Genomic DNA, 16,575 nt, shown 5'->3' with positions numbered 1-16,575 from the left:
GTGTGAGCGCCGCTGGAGGCCACGCCCATGTCCGCACCCTCGAAGCTGCCGCCCTTCGACCCCAGCGACCCCCTCGGCGTCGACGATCTGCTCGACCCCGAGGACCTCGCCATCCGCGACACCGTGCGCAGCTGGGCCGCCGACCGCGTCCTGCCGCACATCGCCGACTGGTACGAGCGCGGTGAGCTCCCCGGCATCCGTGAACTGGCCCGCGAACTCGGCTCGATCGGCGCGCTCGGCATGTCCTTGAAGGGGTACGGCTGCGCGGGCGCCACGGCAGTCCAGTACGGCCTCGCCTGCCTGGAGCTCGAAGCCGCCGACTCCGGCATCCGCTCGCTCGTCTCCGTCCAGGGCTCACTCGCCATGTACGCGATCCACCGCTTCGGCTCCGAGGAGCAGAAGCAGCGGTGGCTGCCGGGCATGGCGGCCGGCGAGATCATCGGCTGCTTCGGCCTCACCGAGCCGGACCACGGCTCCGACCCGGCGGGCATGCGGACATTCGCCAAGCGGGACGGCTCGGACTGGGTGCTCACCGGCCGCAAGATGTGGATCACCAATGGCTCGGTGGCCGGGGTCGCCGTGGTGTGGGCGCGTACAGCCGATGAAGATGGTGGGGGCATCCGCGGCTTCGTCGTGCCGACCGATGTCCCCGGCTTCTCCGCACCCGAGATCAAGCACAAGTGGTCGCTGCGCGCCAGCGTCACCAGCGAGTTGGTGCTGGACGAGGTACGGCTGCCCGCAGACGCCGTACTGCCGGGCGTCATCGGTCTGAAGGGCCCGCTGAACTGCCTCACGCACGCCCGCTACGGAATCGTGTGGGGCTCGATGGGGGCGGCGCGGTCCAGCTTCGAGTCCGCCGTGGAGTACTCGAAGACGCGCGAGCAGTTCGGCAGGCCGATCGGCGGCTTCCAGCTCACCCAGGCCAAGCTCGCCGACATGGCAGTGGAACTGCACAAGGGGATCCTGCTCGCCCACCATCTGGGCCGCCGCATGGACGCGGGGACGCTCCGACCCGAGCAGGTCAGCTTCGGGAAGCTCAACAATGTGCGGGAGGCCATCGAGATCTGCCGCACCTCGCGCACCATCCTCGGCGCGAACGGGATTTCGCTGGAGTACCCCGTGATGCGCCATGCGACAAACCTCGAGTCGGTGCTCACCTACGAGGGCACCGTCGAGATGCACCAGCTGGTGCTGGGCAAGGCGCTCACCGGCCTGGACGCCTTCCGGTGACCCGGTGGCGGTCGGCGAACGCCCTGCTCAGCTCTGGTTGAAGAAGCCGTCCTGCGTGGAACGGCTCGCTGCTTCGCCGCTGACGACCTGTGTGTCGGAGGGGCTCAGCAGGAAGACCCGGGTGGCGACGCGCTCGATCGAACCGCGCAGCCCGAAGGTCAGTCCCGCGGCGAAGTCCACCACGCGCTTGGCGTCGGAGGGCTCCATGGACGTGAGGTTCACGATGACCGGGACGCCGTCCCGGAACAGCTCACCGATGCCGCGGGCGTCCCGGAAGCTGTCCGGGGAGACCGTGGCGATCCGGCGGCCCTGCTCCACGGCGGACTCGGAGGCCACGCGCACCCGCGGGTCGGTGACCCATGCGTCACCGGTCTCGGCACCCTCGGCATACTCGTCGTCGTAGTAGCGCTCGTCACTGTCCTCGACGAGTCCCAGCCAGGCGCTCGCCTTGCGCACAGATCCCATGGACGCCTCCTTCCGCTCCAGTCCGCTCATTGCGGTCTTTTCTCTTTCCTATCCCTATGGTCGTCCATGATGCGGATCGCGCGCCAAGTAGATAGTCGCCGCGCAGGGGATTCGTGACGGTACTGGTGCAGAGGATGTGGCGATTCGTCAAGATTCTTCCTGTGTGCGGGGGGTTGCGGGCCCAAAATATGAAAGTCGGGCCCGGCGGGTGACGATGGGCGCGTCCGGGTGAACGGGGCAATCGATACGATGCGTGCCGCACTGTTGAACGACTCTCGGGGGATCGTCGTGTTCGGAATCGTCAGGCCCTGCACTCATCGCCTCACCGACGGACTCAAGGCCGAGTGGATGGCCCATCTGTGCGGGCTCTGTCTGGCACTTCGCTCCGGCCACGGTCAGTTCGCCCGGGTCGTGACCAACTACGACGGCCTGATCGTCTCGGTTCTGACGGAGGCTCAGGCCGAGCGCACCCTCGCTTCCCGGCGCACCGCGGGCCCCTGTCCGCTGCGCGCCATGCGCACGGCGCCCGTCGCCCGGGGCGAAGGGGCGCGCCTGGCGGCCGCCGTCTCCCTGGTGCTGGCGTCGGCGAAGATACGGGACCACGTCGCCGACCGGGACGGGGTGTTGGCCCGCAGGCCGGTGGCGGCTCCCGCCCTCCGGGTCGCCGCGGGCTGGGACCGGGCCGGGGCGCGCACCGGCGCCGAGCTCGGCTTCGACACGGCGGTGCTGCTCGACGCCATCGAGAGGCAGAGCGGGATCGAGGCGCTGGCCGGGCCCGGCACTTCGCTGCTTACCGTCACCGAGCCGACCGAGACGGCGACGGCGGCCGCCTTCGCGCACACCGCCGTACTGGCAGGGCGGCCGGAGAACGTCGCGCCGCTGGCCGAGGCGGGGAGGCTCTTCGGACGGCTCGCGCATCTGCTGGATGCCGTCGAGGACAGCAAAGCTGACGCGGCGTCGGGTGCCTGGAACCCTCTCGCCGCCACCGGCACCTCACAGGCCGGGGCGCGACGGCTCGCCGACGACGCGGTGCACGGGGTGCGGCTCGCGCTGCGCGACGCCCGCTTCGCCGACGACAGGCTGGTGCATGTGCTGCTCGCCCATGAGCTGCGGAACTCGGTGAACCGGGCGTTCGGGACGACGACCTGCGCGCACCAGGGGTACGGGGGCCCGCCGCAGGGTGGCCCGTACCAGGGGCAGGGCGGGCAGTACGGCCAGGGTCCGGGCGGTCAGGGTCCGTACGGCTCCAACAACCCCGGCGGCCCCGGCGGCCCCGGCGGTATGCCGCCCGGCTTCCACCAGGAACCGCAGAAGCCGGGCAGGCGCGGCTTCTGGGCCGGCTGCGCCGCTTTCATCGGGCTGTGCTGCACCTGCAAGCTGCGCTGCGCCGAAGAGTACGAGGGCCCCTGGTCCCGCAAGAAGCGCGAGGGCTGCTGTCACAAATGCGACTGCGACTGCTGTGAATGCTGCAGCTGTGACTGCTGACCTGGCGTCAGGTCACTGCGGGGCCCTGCCGGCGGAGTGCAGACCGCGCCGGCCGGCACGAGCACCGCAGCACCGCAGCACCGCAGCACCGCACCGCGACGGTCTCGGCGCCGCGCGGACCTGTCCCTCACCGGCACGCGCTGGATCTCGGACTACCCGGAGGGGCGAATTCCGGCCGCCCCGGGCCAGTGGCGCGAGGACGGCGACGAAGTGGTGCTGAGTGCCGCCGTCGAGGACGGTCTGACCGCGACGGACAGCCCCTGACCGGCGACGTCCGGCTGACGGCGGACCACGGCCCGATCCCCGACGCCCGGGTCGGGCACGGCCGGCGGCGCCTTGGCGTGCTGCGCCGCCGACGGCCTTTGGGCGGTACGGGACTTCGACCGAGACTCGTCGGCGCGCACGGCATCGCAGAACATCGAGGCGCCCCCGTACGACGCCGGCTGGACGCTGCCGGGGGCGTTCCGTACGAAGAAGACCGCAGCGTACGGGTCGAGAAAGCCGGCGACGCGAGCGCGGACTCGGCCTCGGCGGTGAGATCGCCTTCAAGATCGACAGCGAGGAGCGCACCCTGCCGGTCGTCGTCGAGCCGGACGGTTCGCCGTGGGCGGCCTTGGCCGATGCCACCAGCGGAAACAGTAGTTACCGCTTCCGGTTTCTGCGGCCCTCCACACCGGCAGCGGACGGCGCGGTGGCCGTCGACTTCAACCGTTCGCCGCTGCCGCCGTGCGCCTTCGCGGATCGTCATCTGCCCCTTCCCGCCCTCCCGGCAACACCCTGGAGGCCGGCGTCCCGGCGGGCGAACGGGAACCTCCTGGGCGGCTGAGCCGTCCTACCGGCCGGACAAGTACGGCACAACCCCGATGGCAACCGAGCCGCCGGGGCAATGCGTCGTGGGTACGCGAGCGGCCGAAAGGCGCCCTTGCGCGGGAAGTTGACCCACCGAATACTCCCGAACAGCGACTTGTCAGGAGCACGGCTTGTCCGGAAATCGAACGTGCTTCATGGCTGCGCCTCACGGGCCCCGAACCCCACAACGGGCCCCCGATTCCCCCATGGAGGAACGAAAAGTGAGGATCAAGCGCACCACCCCCCGCAGTGGCACGGCGAGACGCACGCGTCTGCTCGCCGTCACCACTGGCCTGATCGCCGCCGCCGCGCTGGCCGTCCCCGCCGCCAACGCAAACCAGGCCCAGACCTTCAGTGCCAACCAGCTCACCGCCGCGAGCGACGCCGTACTCGAAGCGGATGTGGCAGGCACCGCCTGGCACATCGACAAGGGCACCCTGGTTGTCACGGCCGACAGCACCGTCTCCCGGGCCGAAATAGCCAAGATCAAGCAAGAGGCCGGATCCAATGCCGGTGCGCTGCGGATCGAGCGCACCCCCGGCACGTTCTCCAAGCTCATCTCCGGCGGCGACGCCATCTACGCCACCAGCTGGCGCTGCTCCCTCGGCTTCAACGTCCGCAGCGGCACCACCTACTACTTCCTGACCGCCGGCCACTGCACCGACGGCAACCCGCCCTGGTACACCAACTCCTCGCGCACCACGAGCATCGGCCCCACGGCCGGATCCAGCTTCCCGGGCAACGACTACGGAATCGTGAGGTACTCCAACACCTCGCTCTCCCACCCGGGCACCGTCGGCAGCGTCGACATCACCAGCGCGGCCAACGCGACGGTCGGCATGTCCGTCACCCGCCGCGGCTCCACCACGGGCACCCACAGCGGTTCCGTCACCGGCCTCAACGCCACGGTGAACTACGGCGGCGGTGACATCGTCTACGGCATGATCCGCACCAACGTCTGCGCCGAACCGGGCGACAGCGGCGGCCCGCTCTACTCCGGCAGCAGGGCCATCGGCCTGACCTCCGGCGGCAGCGGCAACTGCTCCTCCGGCGGCACGACGTTCTTCCAGCCGGTCACCGAAGCGCTCAGCGCCTATGGAGTCAGCGTCTACTGACGCACCACCTTCGCAGCCGGCAGCAGTCGCCAGCAGTCGAGCCCCCGTCCCGTATGACAGGACGGGGGCTCGACGTCGCGTCCCCTTTTGAGAGGATGTCAGAGCGGTCCGGCATGGAGGGACGGGGAGTTGCGGTCAGTGAAGCGCATCGGAGTGACCGGCCACAGAGGTATCCCTGCAGAGGCCTACGCCCATATCCGTGCCGCAATGCACGCCGTGCTCTGCGGCCACGACGGCTCGACGGAGGCGCTGTCCAGCCTCGCGGCGGGAGCGGATCAGCTCTTCGCGGACATCGCCCTGGCCTGCGGCGCGGAACTGACGGTGGTCATTCCCAGCGGGGACTACGAGGACGGCTTCACGGCCCCCGACGAGCTGGCCCGCTACCAGCGCCTCAAGAGCCGCGCCACCCGGGAGATCCGGCTCGCCTTCCCGTACTCCACCGACGAGGCCTACTACGCGGCGGGTGCCTATATCGCGGACAACTGCGACCGCCTTCTCGCGGTCTGGGACGGCCGTCCCGCCCGCGGCTACGGCGGCACGGCCGACATCGTCCATTACGCACGCGACCTCGGAAAGCCCGTGACGGTCATCTGGCGCGAGGGCCTTGAGCGCCACTGGCTCTGACCCGCCGGTTCTGACCCGCCGGTTCTACCCCGCCCACTCCGACCGCGACTGGTTCCGACCGCGGCTGGTTCTGAGCACTGACTGGTCCTGCTTTGCCTTCAACTCCGGTGTCTGACAAGCCAGTCGGTGTGCTGGGGCGACACGATGCGCTCGGTCTCGTACACCGCTGACGGCCACTCCGCGTCGCTCACCGTGGTCTCCATCGCCGTATGCATGGCCGCCAGGTCCTCCTCCACCAACGCATGGGCCGCGATGAGGGGTTGATGGCGTCGTATCTCGCTCCACGCCAGACACGCGGCCGCCGCCGAGGACAACAGGCCCGCCATCTCGACGGATCCGGCGAGCGAGAAGGTGCGCAGCAGCGCGAAGAACAGCGCGAGCAGGGTGAGCAACCCGATCGAGGCGGACCACAACACGGTCGCGCGGCGGGATATCTCCTTGCGGCGGTGGTACCAGTTGCGCTGCTCGATCAGCCGGTCCCTGACATACGTCTCCTTGCGGACGCTGAAGGCTTTGGCGCGCAGTCGCCGCATCGGTGTGGTGATCAGCTCCCCGGCCGCCACCTCCGGCGCGCTGGGGCGCGGGTCCTGCCAGCCGACCTTGGTCAGTTCTCGCAGCCCTTCCTCCAGCCGTACGGTGAACAGCTCGTCCGCGTCGGTGGAGTTGGAGTCGAAGGGCGCTCCATGGACCGCGTACCGCCAGCACATCGACTTGATGAACTCCGCTGCGGAGCGGTTGAGTTGCCAATGCGACTTTGCTCTGCGCCTCGATGAGCGGTAGCTGAGGATCAGCACCCCGGCGTAGGCCAACGCGCTGAGTGCGCCGGGGAGTTGGAAGGTGTCGCCGAGCCTCAGTGACGACGGCAGCGCCGCGAGGGCCGCGCCCGCGACCAACAGCAGCAGCTGGTAGCGGGTGGCTCCCACCGCCTCACGCTGGCGCGAGATCGCGATGGCGTCCGTGTGGTGGAAGAGACCCGGCAGATCAGTGTTTCGGAAGACCATGCTTTGCAGTGGGCCGGGAAACACGGTCATGCGCACCCCTGTCTGCAGTTTTGTCTTCACCCTTTAGGCGGAATGGCTTGTTCCGTACGGTCCTGCGAGAATGCGGCGCAACTCTTTTGTTCCGTCTCCACGTGCTGAGTTGCTGCGAGTGGCCATGAGAGTAAAGTCGTGCCGCCGGCATCGCAACGGTGCGTGGTATCTGTGCTGGACACAACATCAAGGACGGCCCTTCATGACGTTTCAGACTTCCGCGTCCTTCGCGGCTGCGAAGAAGAACCGCGTTCCGCTGGCGCAGATCAATGTACGCAGCACCGATACTGCCAGGAAGCTGGCCCGCGTCCTCCCGTCCGCCGCCGACCGTACTCTGCGTGCTTCCACGTTCAACTCGGCGCTCTAGACTGGCGGAATGACTGGACCCCTGGTCCCATTCCGCGAGATCGTATTGAAGGTTCACAGCAGGTGCGATCTTGCATGTGACCATTGCTATATCTATGAACACGCTGATCAGAGCTGGCTTACCCGCCCAAAGGCAATCTCTGACGAAGCGATTTCCTGGACAGCTCTGCGACTGGCCGAGCATGCCAAGAGTCATGCCCTGCCCTCCGTGTCAGTGATCCTGCACGGAGGGGAGCCTCTTCTGGCAGGACCCGCACGACTGCGGCGCATCTGCGAGGAGCTGACCGGAGCCCTCGACGGAGTGGCCGAGCTCGACCTCCGGATCCACACGAACGGCTTACAACTCTCCACGCGCTACCTGGACCTCTTCAGCGAGTACAACGTCCGGGTCGGAATCTCCCTCGACGGCGACCGGCGCGCGAACGACCGCCATCGCCGCTTCGCAGACGGACGCACCAGCCATCCGCTGGTCCTCAGAGCCGTCGAACTGCTCCGGCAGGAGCGCTACCGCCACCTCTATCTCGGCCTTCTCTGCACGATCGACGTGGCCAACGACCCGATCGCCGTGTACGACGCGCTCACCGAGCTGGACCCTCCCCTCATCGACTTCCTGCTCCCGCACGCCACCTGGGACGCCCCGCCGGCCCGCCCCGACGGCTCACCCACCGCGTACGCGGACTGGATCCTCGCGGTCTTCGACCGCTGGCAGGCGCAGGGCAGAACCGTGCCGGTACGGCTCTTCGAATCCGTGCTCTCCACGCTCGGCGGCGGCCCCAGCCTCACCGAATCCCTCGGCCTCGCCCCCACCGACCTCGTCGTCGTCGAGACCGACGGCACCCTGGAGCAGGTCGACTCGCTGAAAAGCGCCTACGAAGGCGCGGCAGCCACCGGATTCGACGTCTTCACGAACCCCTTCGACGATGTCGCGGCCCACCCCGGCGTCAGGGCGCGCCAGCTGGGCCTCGCGGGAGTCAGCGAGACGTGCCGGCAGTGTCCGCTCGTACGGTCGTGCGGCGGCGGGCTCTACACGCACCGCTACAGCTCCGGCAATGACTTCGACAACACCTCCGTGTACTGCACCGACCTCGAGGCGCTGATCCGCGGCATCGAGCGGCGCACGGCGGCCTCGACGGTGTCCCCCGCGGTCACGGACCCGGGCGTGCTGATGGCCGAGCGTCAGGACCTGACCCGCATACTGCTCGCCGAGGTCCATCAGGAGCTCGACGGGCGGGGCGGCGAGAGGTGGGACGAGGTCTGGCAGCTGGCGGGCGCTCTGGAGGGGCACGCCGATGTGCTCGACACGGTGTACGGCCATCCCTACACCCACACCTGGCTGCAGGTCACGCTGACCGCGCTGCGTACGGGGCGGCCGGAGGCGGCCCCGTACGCGCTCCAGCTCGCCTCGTACCTCGCCGCAGCCGTCGTACGGGGCGGGCTCGACCTCCCCGTACGGATGCCCTACCGGGACGGCAGGCTCCGGCTCCCCACGCTCGGCGAACTGCGGCTGGCCGGCCCCGGGGTGACGGGCGAGGCGCAGGTGCGCCCGGCCGATGAGGGCTTCCAGGTCCGGGTGGACGGCCGTGCGCCGGTGCACGTACGCACCGGCGAGGAGAGCGACGGCTGGCTGCCCGTGCGCATGCTCGGCGGCGCGGGGGCGCCCGCTCTGCGGCTCGACGACCTCGACCCGTACCGCGACTGCTTCGGCGCCCCCGTGCGGGAGCGGCTCGCCGTGAGCGAGGTGGCCGACTTCGGCGAGCGGCTGGCCGGAGCTTGGGAGCTGCTGCGGCAGGCCGCACCCGAGCAGGCTGAGGAGGCCGCGGACTGTCTGACCACCGTGACGCCGCTGGTCTCGGGAGAGCCGGCGTTGGGCCGGCACGGCTACGGCGCGCTGGGAATCGCGCTGCCCGGCAGCCCCCGAGCGCTGGCGCCCGCGCTGCTGCGCGGATTCCGGCGGGCGAAGCTGCAGGCCCTGGTCGAGGTCACGGATCTCTACGCACAGGACGGGTGTTGGCGCCACCCGGCGCCCTGGCAGGACGAGCCCGTCGCGGTGTCCGAGCTGTTGGCGGGGGCGTACGAACGCGTGGGCCTCGCGGCCTTCGAACCGGCCGGAGCCGACCAGGCCGAGCGCGCGCTGGAAACCCTGGGGCGCGCGGCGGAGCTGACGTCAAGTGGGCAGCGACTGGTGGACGAGCTCTGGAAAGAGGCCGGCCGTGGCTGAGGCCGGATCCGGAGCCGGGCCGGCCCACGCGCTGCGCGGGCTGGGAGTGCGGGACGGCATGACGCTGCTCGTCCACGCCTCTTTGCACGCCACGGGGCTGGATGCCGACACCGTCCGCGACGCGCTGCTGGACGTGCTGGGCCCGGACGGCACGCTGGTGGTGCCCACGTTCACCACTGAGAACTCCGACACCTCCCACTCCTACCTGGCCCGGGTGCGCGGGATGACACCCGAGCAGGCGGCGGCCTTCCGGGCGGAAATGCCGGCCTTCGACGCCGCGGCCAGCCGGAGTCAGGGGATGGGCCGGTTGGCCGAGTCGGTGCGGACCGCCGCCGGGGCCGTGCGCAGCGCCCATCCACAGACCTCTTTCGCCGCGCTGGGGCGGCGGGCCGCGGAACTCCTGGCCCGGCATCCGCTGACTTCTCATCTCGGCGACGACTCGCCGCTCGGAGCTCTCTACCGGGCGCGGGCACAGGTGTTGATGATCAATGTGGATTTCGCTGTCTGCACCGCATTCCATCTCGCCGAATACCGTACCGGAGCGCCTCTGCGCACCTACCGTTGTGTGGTGCAGCGACCCGGCGGGGGTAAGGAATGGACGGAGTACGAGGACGTCGAACTGGACGACAGCGATTTCGACGCGATCGGCGCCTCCATCTCACGGGGCGTGGAACAGAAGGGACAACTGGGCGGAAGGCTCGCAAGGTTGTTTTCGATCAAGGACGCGGTCGACCATGCGGAGAGCTGGATGACTGAAAAGCGGTGTTGATTGACTGAACGTCGGGGGGATGGAGTGTGTCGGACTCCGGAATGATTAATTCGCTCGCGTCTCTCATCGATGCTGGGTGTGGGGGCGGGCGTTCGCACAGGACGGGGGTCGTGTGGCAGGTTCAGCGCAGCGAACGGCGGACCATCGGCCGTACTTCTTTTTGAGTTATGCGCATACGCCGCGGTACGGGGCGGGGGGCCCCGATCCGGATATGTGGGTGGAGCGGCTCTTCCGCGATCTGTGCGGCCATGTGATGGCCATGACCGATCTTCCGGCCGGTGCTCCTGCCGGGTTCATGGACCGGGAGATCCGCTCGGGCGAGGGCTGGTCGGAGCGTCTGGGTGAAGTACTGGCCACCTGCCGGGTGTTCGTGCCGCTGTTCTCGCCGCGGTACTTCGCCAGCGAGATGTGCGGCAAGGAGTGGTACGCCTTCGCCCAGCGGGCGATCTACCACCAGGCCAAGAGCAACAGACCGGCGGAGGCGATCGTCCCCGCGCTGTGGGTGCCGATGCCGCCGGAGCAACTGCCCGGCCCCGCCGAACGGTTGCAGTTCAACCACCGGGCCTTCGGCGACCGCTACGTCACCGACGGCCTCTATGGGCTGATCAAACTCCGCATATTCGCCGAGGAGTACGAGGCCGCCGTCTATGAACTCGCCAAACGCATTGTCAGCGTCGCCGACACTACGCGCGTCGGCTCGGGCAGCCCCGTCGACTACCGGCAGGCGCCCAGCGCCTTCGGGAAGCCCACCGGCGGCCCCCGCCCGATGCATGTGACCGTCGCCGCGCCCACGAGTCACGAGCTTCCCGAAGGCCGCACACCCGACTACTACGGCAAGCAGTCCCAGGACTGGAATCCCTACCACCCCGACTCGGCACGGCCTCTGGCGTACGTCGCCCAGGACCTGGTGCGCTCGCTCAACTACCAGGCGACGGTCTCCTCGTTCGACCATGAGTCGCCACCCGACCTGAGTCAGCCGCCCACCCGGCCCGAGATACTCCTCGTCGACCGCTGGGCGCTGGAGGACGAGGAACGGCGCGAGCGGCTCGCCGCCTTCGACGCGGAGCCGCGACCCTGGGTGAGCGTCGTCGTCCCCTGGAACCGCGACGACCCGCAGAGCCGGGTGTCCGAGGCCGAGCTGGTCGAGAAGCTGGAGCGCACAATGCCCCACCAGATGCGCCAGGGCCGGGCCGCCTGCCGGGCCGCCGCCAGAGGCGTGCTCAGCATGGAGGCGTTCGGCCAGATCCTGCCCCAGGTGGTGGAGTCGGCGGCCCAGGAGTATCTGCGGCACGCCGAGGTCTTCCCGCCCGCGGCGCCCGCCGGAGCCGCTCCCATCGAACGGCCCAGGCTGCGCGGCCCGATGGCCGAATACGGCACCACCCACTTCGTCCCGAACACGCGTGACATCGCCCCCGATGCGGAGGACACGGATGACAGCAGGTCGTGACGGACGCATCGTCACCTTCTACTCGTACAAGGGAGGTACGGGCCGCACGATGGCCCTGGCCAACACGGCCTGGATACTTGCCGCGAACGGCAAGCGGGTCCTGGCGGTCGACTGGGACCTGGAAGCGCCCGGCCTGCACCGCTTCTTCCACCCCTTTCTCGACCCCTCCACGCTCGGCGCCACCACCGGGGTCATCGATCTGATCACCGAGTACGCCTGGGCCGCGACCAGCCCCGAGCCGCGCCGCGACGACTGGCATCTCGACTACGCGCGCATCCAGCCGCATGCCGTCTCCCTCACCCCCGAGAGCCTCGGCTGGGAGTTCCCCGACGGAGGCACACTCGACTTCGTCTCCGCGGGCAAGCAGAACCGCGAGTACTCGGCGACCGTCTCGACCTTCGACTGGGACAACTTCTACGACCGGCTCGGCGGCGGCCACTTCTTCGACGCGCTGCGCGAGGACATGAAGGCCAATTACGACTACGTGCTCATCGACAGCCGTACCGGCCTGAGCGATATCGCCGACATCTGCACCGTCCATCTGCCCGACATCCTCGTCGACTGCTTCACCCTCAGCGACCAGTCCATCGACGGCGCCGCCGCGGTGGCCCGGCAGATCGACGAACGGTACGGGGGGCGGGGCATCCGGATCTTCCCGGTCCCGATGCGGATCGACGAGGGCGAGAAGGAGAAGGCGGACGCCGGACGCGCGCTGGCCCGGCTGAAGTTCGACCGCTTCCCCACCGGCCTCGCCGGGGAGGACCTCACCGCCTACTGGGGCGCGGTGGAGATTCCGTACCGGCCCTACTACGCCTACGAGGAGACCTTAGCGACCTTCGGCGACGAAGCGGGCCTGACCAACTCCCTGCTCTCCGCCTTCGAGCGACTCACCGCCGTCATCACCGACCAGCGGATCACCTCGATGCCCGCCATCGGCGAAGAGGTCAGGATCCGGATCAGGGACGCCTTCACCCGCCGCCGGCCCGCTCTGCCCGCCGACCTCTTCCTCAGCTATGTCGCCGAGAACCGCATGTGGGCCGACTGGGTGGAGTATCTGCTCACCAGGGCCGGATTCCGGGTCGTGCCGCGCGACGTCTCCATTGAACGCGATCCGGCCGACCCGGCCGAACTCGCCGCGGAGAACGCCGCCCGCACCGTGGTGCTGCTGTCCGGCGCATATCTCAAGTCCGCCCCCGCGGTGGAACTCTGGTCACGGGCGGCTGCCGAGGACCCCGGCGGCGGCAGGCACCATCTGCTGCCGATCCGGGTCGGCGACGTCCGGCTCACCACCCCGTACATCGACCGCAACCCGGTGGATCTCTTCCGGCTCGACGAGGTGCACGCCACCACCGCGCTGCTGCGCGCGCTGGACCGCCCGGTCCAGCTCCACGACAGCGCCTCGCCGGGACCGCGCTTCCCCGGCACCGTGCCGAAGATCTGGAACGCGCCGCCCCGCAACCCCGGCTTCACCGGACGCTCGGTGGTGCTGGAGCGGATGCGCGACCAGCTCGGCGGCGGAATGGCGGTGGCCGCGGTGCTGCCCCAGCCGCAGACCCTGTACGGACTCGGCGGCGTCGGCAAGACCCAGGTCGCCCTGGAGTACGTCCACCGGTTCATGGCCGACTACGACCTGGTGTGGTGGATCTCCTCCGAGCAGCCCGACGACGTGGTCGCCGGACTCGCCGAACTCGCTGTCCGGCTCGGCGCCCAGGGCGGCGAGGACATGGCGGCCGCCTCGCAGGAGGCCATCGACCTGCTGCGGCGCGGAGTGCCGTCCTCCCGCTGGCTGCTGGTCTTCGACAACGCCGACGACCCCGAGCAGCTCAAGCGCTTCTTCCCGCCGCAGGGGCCCGGGCACATCCTGGTCACCTCCAGGAACCAGACCTGGTCGCAGTACGGGGACGCGCTGCCCGTCGACGTATTCCTGCGCGAGGAGTCCATCGAGCACCTTCAGCGGCGGGCCCGCGGACTGAGCATCGTGGACGCCGACCAGGTCGCCACCGCCGTCGGCGACCTGCCGCTCGCCGTCGAACAGGCCGCGGCCTGGATCGCGGAGACCGCCACACCCGTCGCCGCGTATCTGGAACAGCTCAGGGAACAGGCCGCGAGCGTCCTCGCGCTCAATCAGCCCGTCGGATATCCCGAGCCGGTCGCCGCGACCTGGAACGTCTCCATCGAACGGCTCAAGGAGCGCTCGCCCGCCGCGGTGCGCCTCCTGCAGCTCTGCGCCTTCTTCGCCCCCGAACCGATTTCCGCGAACCTTCTCTACAGCAAGGAGATGATCGACGCGCTCAAGCCGTACGACGCCTCGCTGCAGGAGAAGCTGGTGCTCGGCCGGGTCATCCGGGAGATCGGCCGGTTCGCGCTGGCCAAGGTCGACCAGGTCTCCAACAGCATCCAGGTGCACCGACTGGTGCAGGCGGTCATCCGTGCCCAGCTGACCGAACAGGAGCAGCGGGACGCTCGGCACGCCGTCCACCGGGTCCTCGCGGGCGCGCGGCCCGACGACGACGAGCCGATCGACAACCCCGAGACCTGGCCGCGGTTCGCCAGCATCTGGCCGCACCTCGGCACCTCCGAGGCCAGGTTCTGCAAGGAGCCCGAGACGCGCCGGCTGATGATCGACCGGGTGCGCTATCTGTGGAAGCGCGGCGACCTGAACGCGGCGTACACGCTCGCCGACGAACTGCGCGAGATCTGGCGCGAGATGCTGGGCAATGACGATCTGCAGTATCTCTATCTGCGCTTCCACCTCTCCAACATCCTTCGCTCGCAAGGCCGTTATGTGGAGGCCAAGGAGCTGGACGAGGTGACCCTGGAGCGTCAGCAGGCGGTGCTGGGTCCCTCCCATCCGCATACGTACATGACCACGAGCGGTCTCGCGATGGACCTCGGCACCCTCGGCCAGTACGGCAGGGCGATGGAGCTGGCGACCGAGGCGCACGAGGGATTCAGCCAGATCTTCCACGAGTCCCATCCGCGTACGCTCGCGGCCGCCAACAACCTGGCGCTGAATCTGCGCATGGTCGGCCAGTACGCGCGGGCCCGCGAGATCGACCAGGAGGTCTTCGACCGGCGCACCGAAGTGCTCGGCCCGGAGCATCCGTACACCCTCTCCTCGGCCATGAACCTCGCCCGTGACCTGCGGGAAGTCGGACGGTACGAGGACTCGGTCGCGCTGCTCAGCCGGACCTACGAGCTCTACAAGGAGCAGCTCGGCCGGGCCTTCCCGGGCACGCTGGCGGCGGCCAAGAGCCTCGCCGTCTCGCTGCGCAGGGCCGGGCGGATCGAGGACGCGCGGCGGCTGACGACGGCCACCCGCAACCGCTATCGCGCCAAGTACACATCGGCCAACCCGGACTCGCTCGCCTGCGATCTGAATCTGGCGGCCGACCTGTTCGCGGCAGGGGAGCCGGTCGCGGCGCGGGATCTGTCGCAGGAGGTCGTGGACCAGTACATGAAGGTGCCGGGGGAGCGGCACCCGTACACCCTCGCCGCCCTCAACAACCTGGGCATCTTCCAGTGGGGCTGCGGCGCTCCGGAAGCCGCGGAACAGCTACTGGCGAAGGCGTCCAGGACGATGCGGGAGGTCCTGGGCGAGAACCATCCGCACGCCCTGTACAGCACCATCAACCTCGCCAACGCGCTTGCTGATCTGGGCGGTCTGGAGGAGGCGCTGGAGATCGAGCAGCGGACCGTGAGCCGGCTGCGCGAGGTGCTGGGCCCGCACCATCCCGAGGTGCTCGGCATCGTCTCCAACATGTCCGTCACGCTCGGCCTGCTCGGCCGCAAGGACGAGGCCGCGCGTGTACGGGCGGAGACGGTGGCGGAGCTGCAGCGGCTGCTCGGCGAGGAGCACGCGCTGACCAGGATCGCGCGGGACGAACGCAGGGTGCACCGCGATCTGGAGCCGCTTTCCGTCTGACCCAGGGGCTCCGCCCCGGACCCTCCCCCTACGCCCTGCGGGCGTGGGGGGACCCCCAACGCCTCAATCGCCGGAGGGGCTTGATTTCCGAGCCTGTCCGGCGATTGAGGACAAAACCGGCTGCCGGGCGGCCCCGGTCACCCCGTCACCTCTCCAGCAGCCACGTCAAGATCCGCGGCAGCGCATGCAGAGCGTCGAAGTGCGCGGCGGTCGGTTCGAGTACGGCCGTCGCGCCGGGGATGCGCTGCGCCAGCCAGCGGGAGTGGCCCACGGGTGAGAAGACGTCCTTCTCGCCGTGCCAGAGCATCACCGGGCCCTTGATGTCGGCCGGGTCGAAGCCCCATGGGCTGCAGAAGGCGAGTGCGTCGTCGATCCAGCCGTACGCGGAAGTGCGCAGCGCCTCCTGGTAGTTGCGTAGCAGCATGGACCTGACGCCCGCGTCCGACACCACCATCCGGTCGGATTCGGTCAGCTCCCTGCGCAGATCGTCGAGGAGCCGGACCGGGTCCTTCCTGATCTCGGCGGAGCGCAGGATGAACCGCTCGGTCAGCCCTGCCGGGTCGTCCGACGCCCTGGTGTACTCCAGGACATTGGACGCGGCCATGCCCTCGAACCAGTCGAGTCCATCGGCGTCCCTGGGCGCGAGCGTCACCAGAGCGGCGGTGCGGGTGATCCGCTCCGGCATCAGGGCCGCGCAGGCCAGTGCGTGCGGTGCGCCGCCCGAGCGGCCCACCACGGCGAACCGCTCCAGGCCGAGCTCGTCGGCGATCGCCCGTACGTCCTGGGCGACATCGGCGACGCTGCGTCCCGCCAGCCGGTCCGAACCGCCGTAGCCGGGGCGGTCGTACGCGATCAACTGCGTGCCGCGCTGGTACAGCACCATGCCGCGCGGCGCCGGGCCCAGCCGGCTGCCGGGGGTGCCGTGCAGCAGGAACACCGGTCTGCCGCGCGGATCGCCCAGTCGTTCCACCATCAGATGCCGCCCGTCCGCCGCGCGCATCCGACGTCGCACTCCCGAGCCCCCTTCGTCGTAAGTGCCCCGTGCAGGCAT

At 69.6% G+C, this 16,575-nt stretch carries 12 protein-coding genes and 1 pseudogene; 10 read left to right on the top strand and 3 right to left on the bottom strand.

The window, feature by feature from the left end; translation table 11 throughout:
* The first annotated feature begins 27 nt into the window (after positions 1-27).
* Entirely contained in the window at positions 28-1,230 is a 1,203-nt protein-coding gene (locus J7E87_RS08510) for an acyl-CoA dehydrogenase family protein (RefSeq protein ID WP_215091620.1), read from the top strand.
* Positions 1,231-1,257: 27 nt separating this feature from the next.
* Here the strand turns inward: J7E87_RS08510 and J7E87_RS08505 are convergent, their stop codons facing one another.
* Positions 1,258-1,695, bottom strand: a complete 438-nt coding sequence (locus tag J7E87_RS08505; RefSeq protein WP_215091618.1) for a cell division protein SepF — start codon at positions 1,693-1,695, stop codon at positions 1,258-1,260.
* Positions 1,696-1,983: 288 nt separating this feature from the next.
* On the opposite strand from J7E87_RS08505, the gene J7E87_RS08500 reads away from it, so the two are divergent.
* From J7E87_RS08500 to J7E87_RS08485, 4 genes and pseudogenes are all read left to right on the top strand, one after another.
* On the top strand, positions 1,984-3,180 hold the full coding sequence (locus J7E87_RS08500) for a DUF5685 family protein (protein ID WP_215091755.1): 1,197 nt from the start codon (positions 1,984-1,986) through the stop codon (positions 3,178-3,180).
* Between the two features lie 89 nt (positions 3,181-3,269).
* Positions 3,270-3,987, top strand: a pseudogene (locus J7E87_RS08495) (DUF1684 domain-containing protein); the annotation flags it as partial.
* Positions 3,988-4,250: 263 nt separating this feature from the next.
* Entirely contained in the window at positions 4,251-5,144 is an 894-nt protein-coding gene (locus J7E87_RS08490) for a S1 family peptidase (RefSeq protein ID WP_215091616.1), read from the top strand.
* A 138-nt stretch (positions 5,145-5,282) separates the two neighbouring features.
* A complete protein-coding gene (locus tag J7E87_RS08485; RefSeq protein ID WP_215091614.1) occupies positions 5,283-5,768 on the top strand; it encodes a hypothetical protein in 486 nt (161 codons plus the stop codon).
* 98 nt (positions 5,769-5,866) lie between these two features.
* Here the strand turns inward: J7E87_RS08485 and J7E87_RS08480 are convergent, their stop codons facing one another.
* Complete coding sequence (locus tag J7E87_RS08480) at positions 5,867-6,769, bottom strand: DUF4231 domain-containing protein (protein WP_215091613.1); 903 nt, start codon at positions 6,767-6,769, stop codon at positions 5,867-5,869.
* Between the two features lie 232 nt (positions 6,770-7,001).
* Between J7E87_RS08480 and fxsA the strand changes: the two genes are divergently transcribed.
* From fxsA to fxsT, 5 genes are all read left to right on the top strand, one after another.
* Entirely contained in the window at positions 7,002-7,166 is a 165-nt protein-coding gene (gene fxsA, locus J7E87_RS08475) for an FxSxx-COOH cyclophane-containing RiPP peptide (RefSeq protein WP_215091611.1), read from the top strand.
* Between the two features lie 9 nt (positions 7,167-7,175).
* Positions 7,176-9,383, top strand: coding sequence for a radical SAM/SPASM protein FxsB, inactivated metallohydrolase extension form (fxsB, locus tag J7E87_RS08470; RefSeq protein WP_215091609.1), 2,208 nt, complete (start codon positions 7,176-7,178; stop codon positions 9,381-9,383).
* Between the two features lie 58 nt (positions 9,384-9,441).
* The gene (locus J7E87_RS08465; protein WP_215091753.1) at positions 9,442-10,152 is read left to right on the top strand and encodes an AAC(3) family N-acetyltransferase; all 711 of its coding nucleotides are present in this window, start codon (positions 9,442-9,444) and stop codon (positions 10,150-10,152) included.
* A gap of 112 nt (positions 10,153-10,264) precedes the next feature.
* Entirely contained in the window at positions 10,265-11,599 is a 1,335-nt protein-coding gene (locus tag J7E87_RS08460) for a TIR-like protein FxsC (protein ID WP_215091607.1), read from the top strand.
* The gene (gene fxsT / locus J7E87_RS08455) at positions 11,583-15,524 is read left to right on the top strand and encodes an FxSxx-COOH system tetratricopeptide repeat protein (protein WP_215091605.1); all 3,942 of its coding nucleotides are present in this window, start codon (positions 11,583-11,585) and stop codon (positions 15,522-15,524) included. The genes J7E87_RS08460 and fxsT overlap by 17 nt, the downstream gene beginning before the upstream one ends.
* A 145-nt stretch (positions 15,525-15,669) precedes the next feature.
* Here the strand turns inward: fxsT and J7E87_RS08450 are convergent, their stop codons facing one another.
* Entirely contained in the window at positions 15,670-16,524 is an 855-nt protein-coding gene (locus tag J7E87_RS08450) for an alpha/beta fold hydrolase (RefSeq protein ID WP_215091751.1), read from the bottom strand.
* Positions 16,525-16,575 lie beyond the last annotated feature (51 nt).

Origin of the sequence: Streptomyces sp. ISL-1 (assembly GCF_018614585.1) — a bacterium.
GTDB lineage: Bacteria > Actinomycetota > Actinomycetes > Streptomycetales > Streptomycetaceae > Streptomyces > Streptomyces maoxianensis.
The sequence above is the reverse complement of the archived record's forward strand: the minus strand, read 5'-3'. Positions and strand labels throughout refer to the sequence as shown.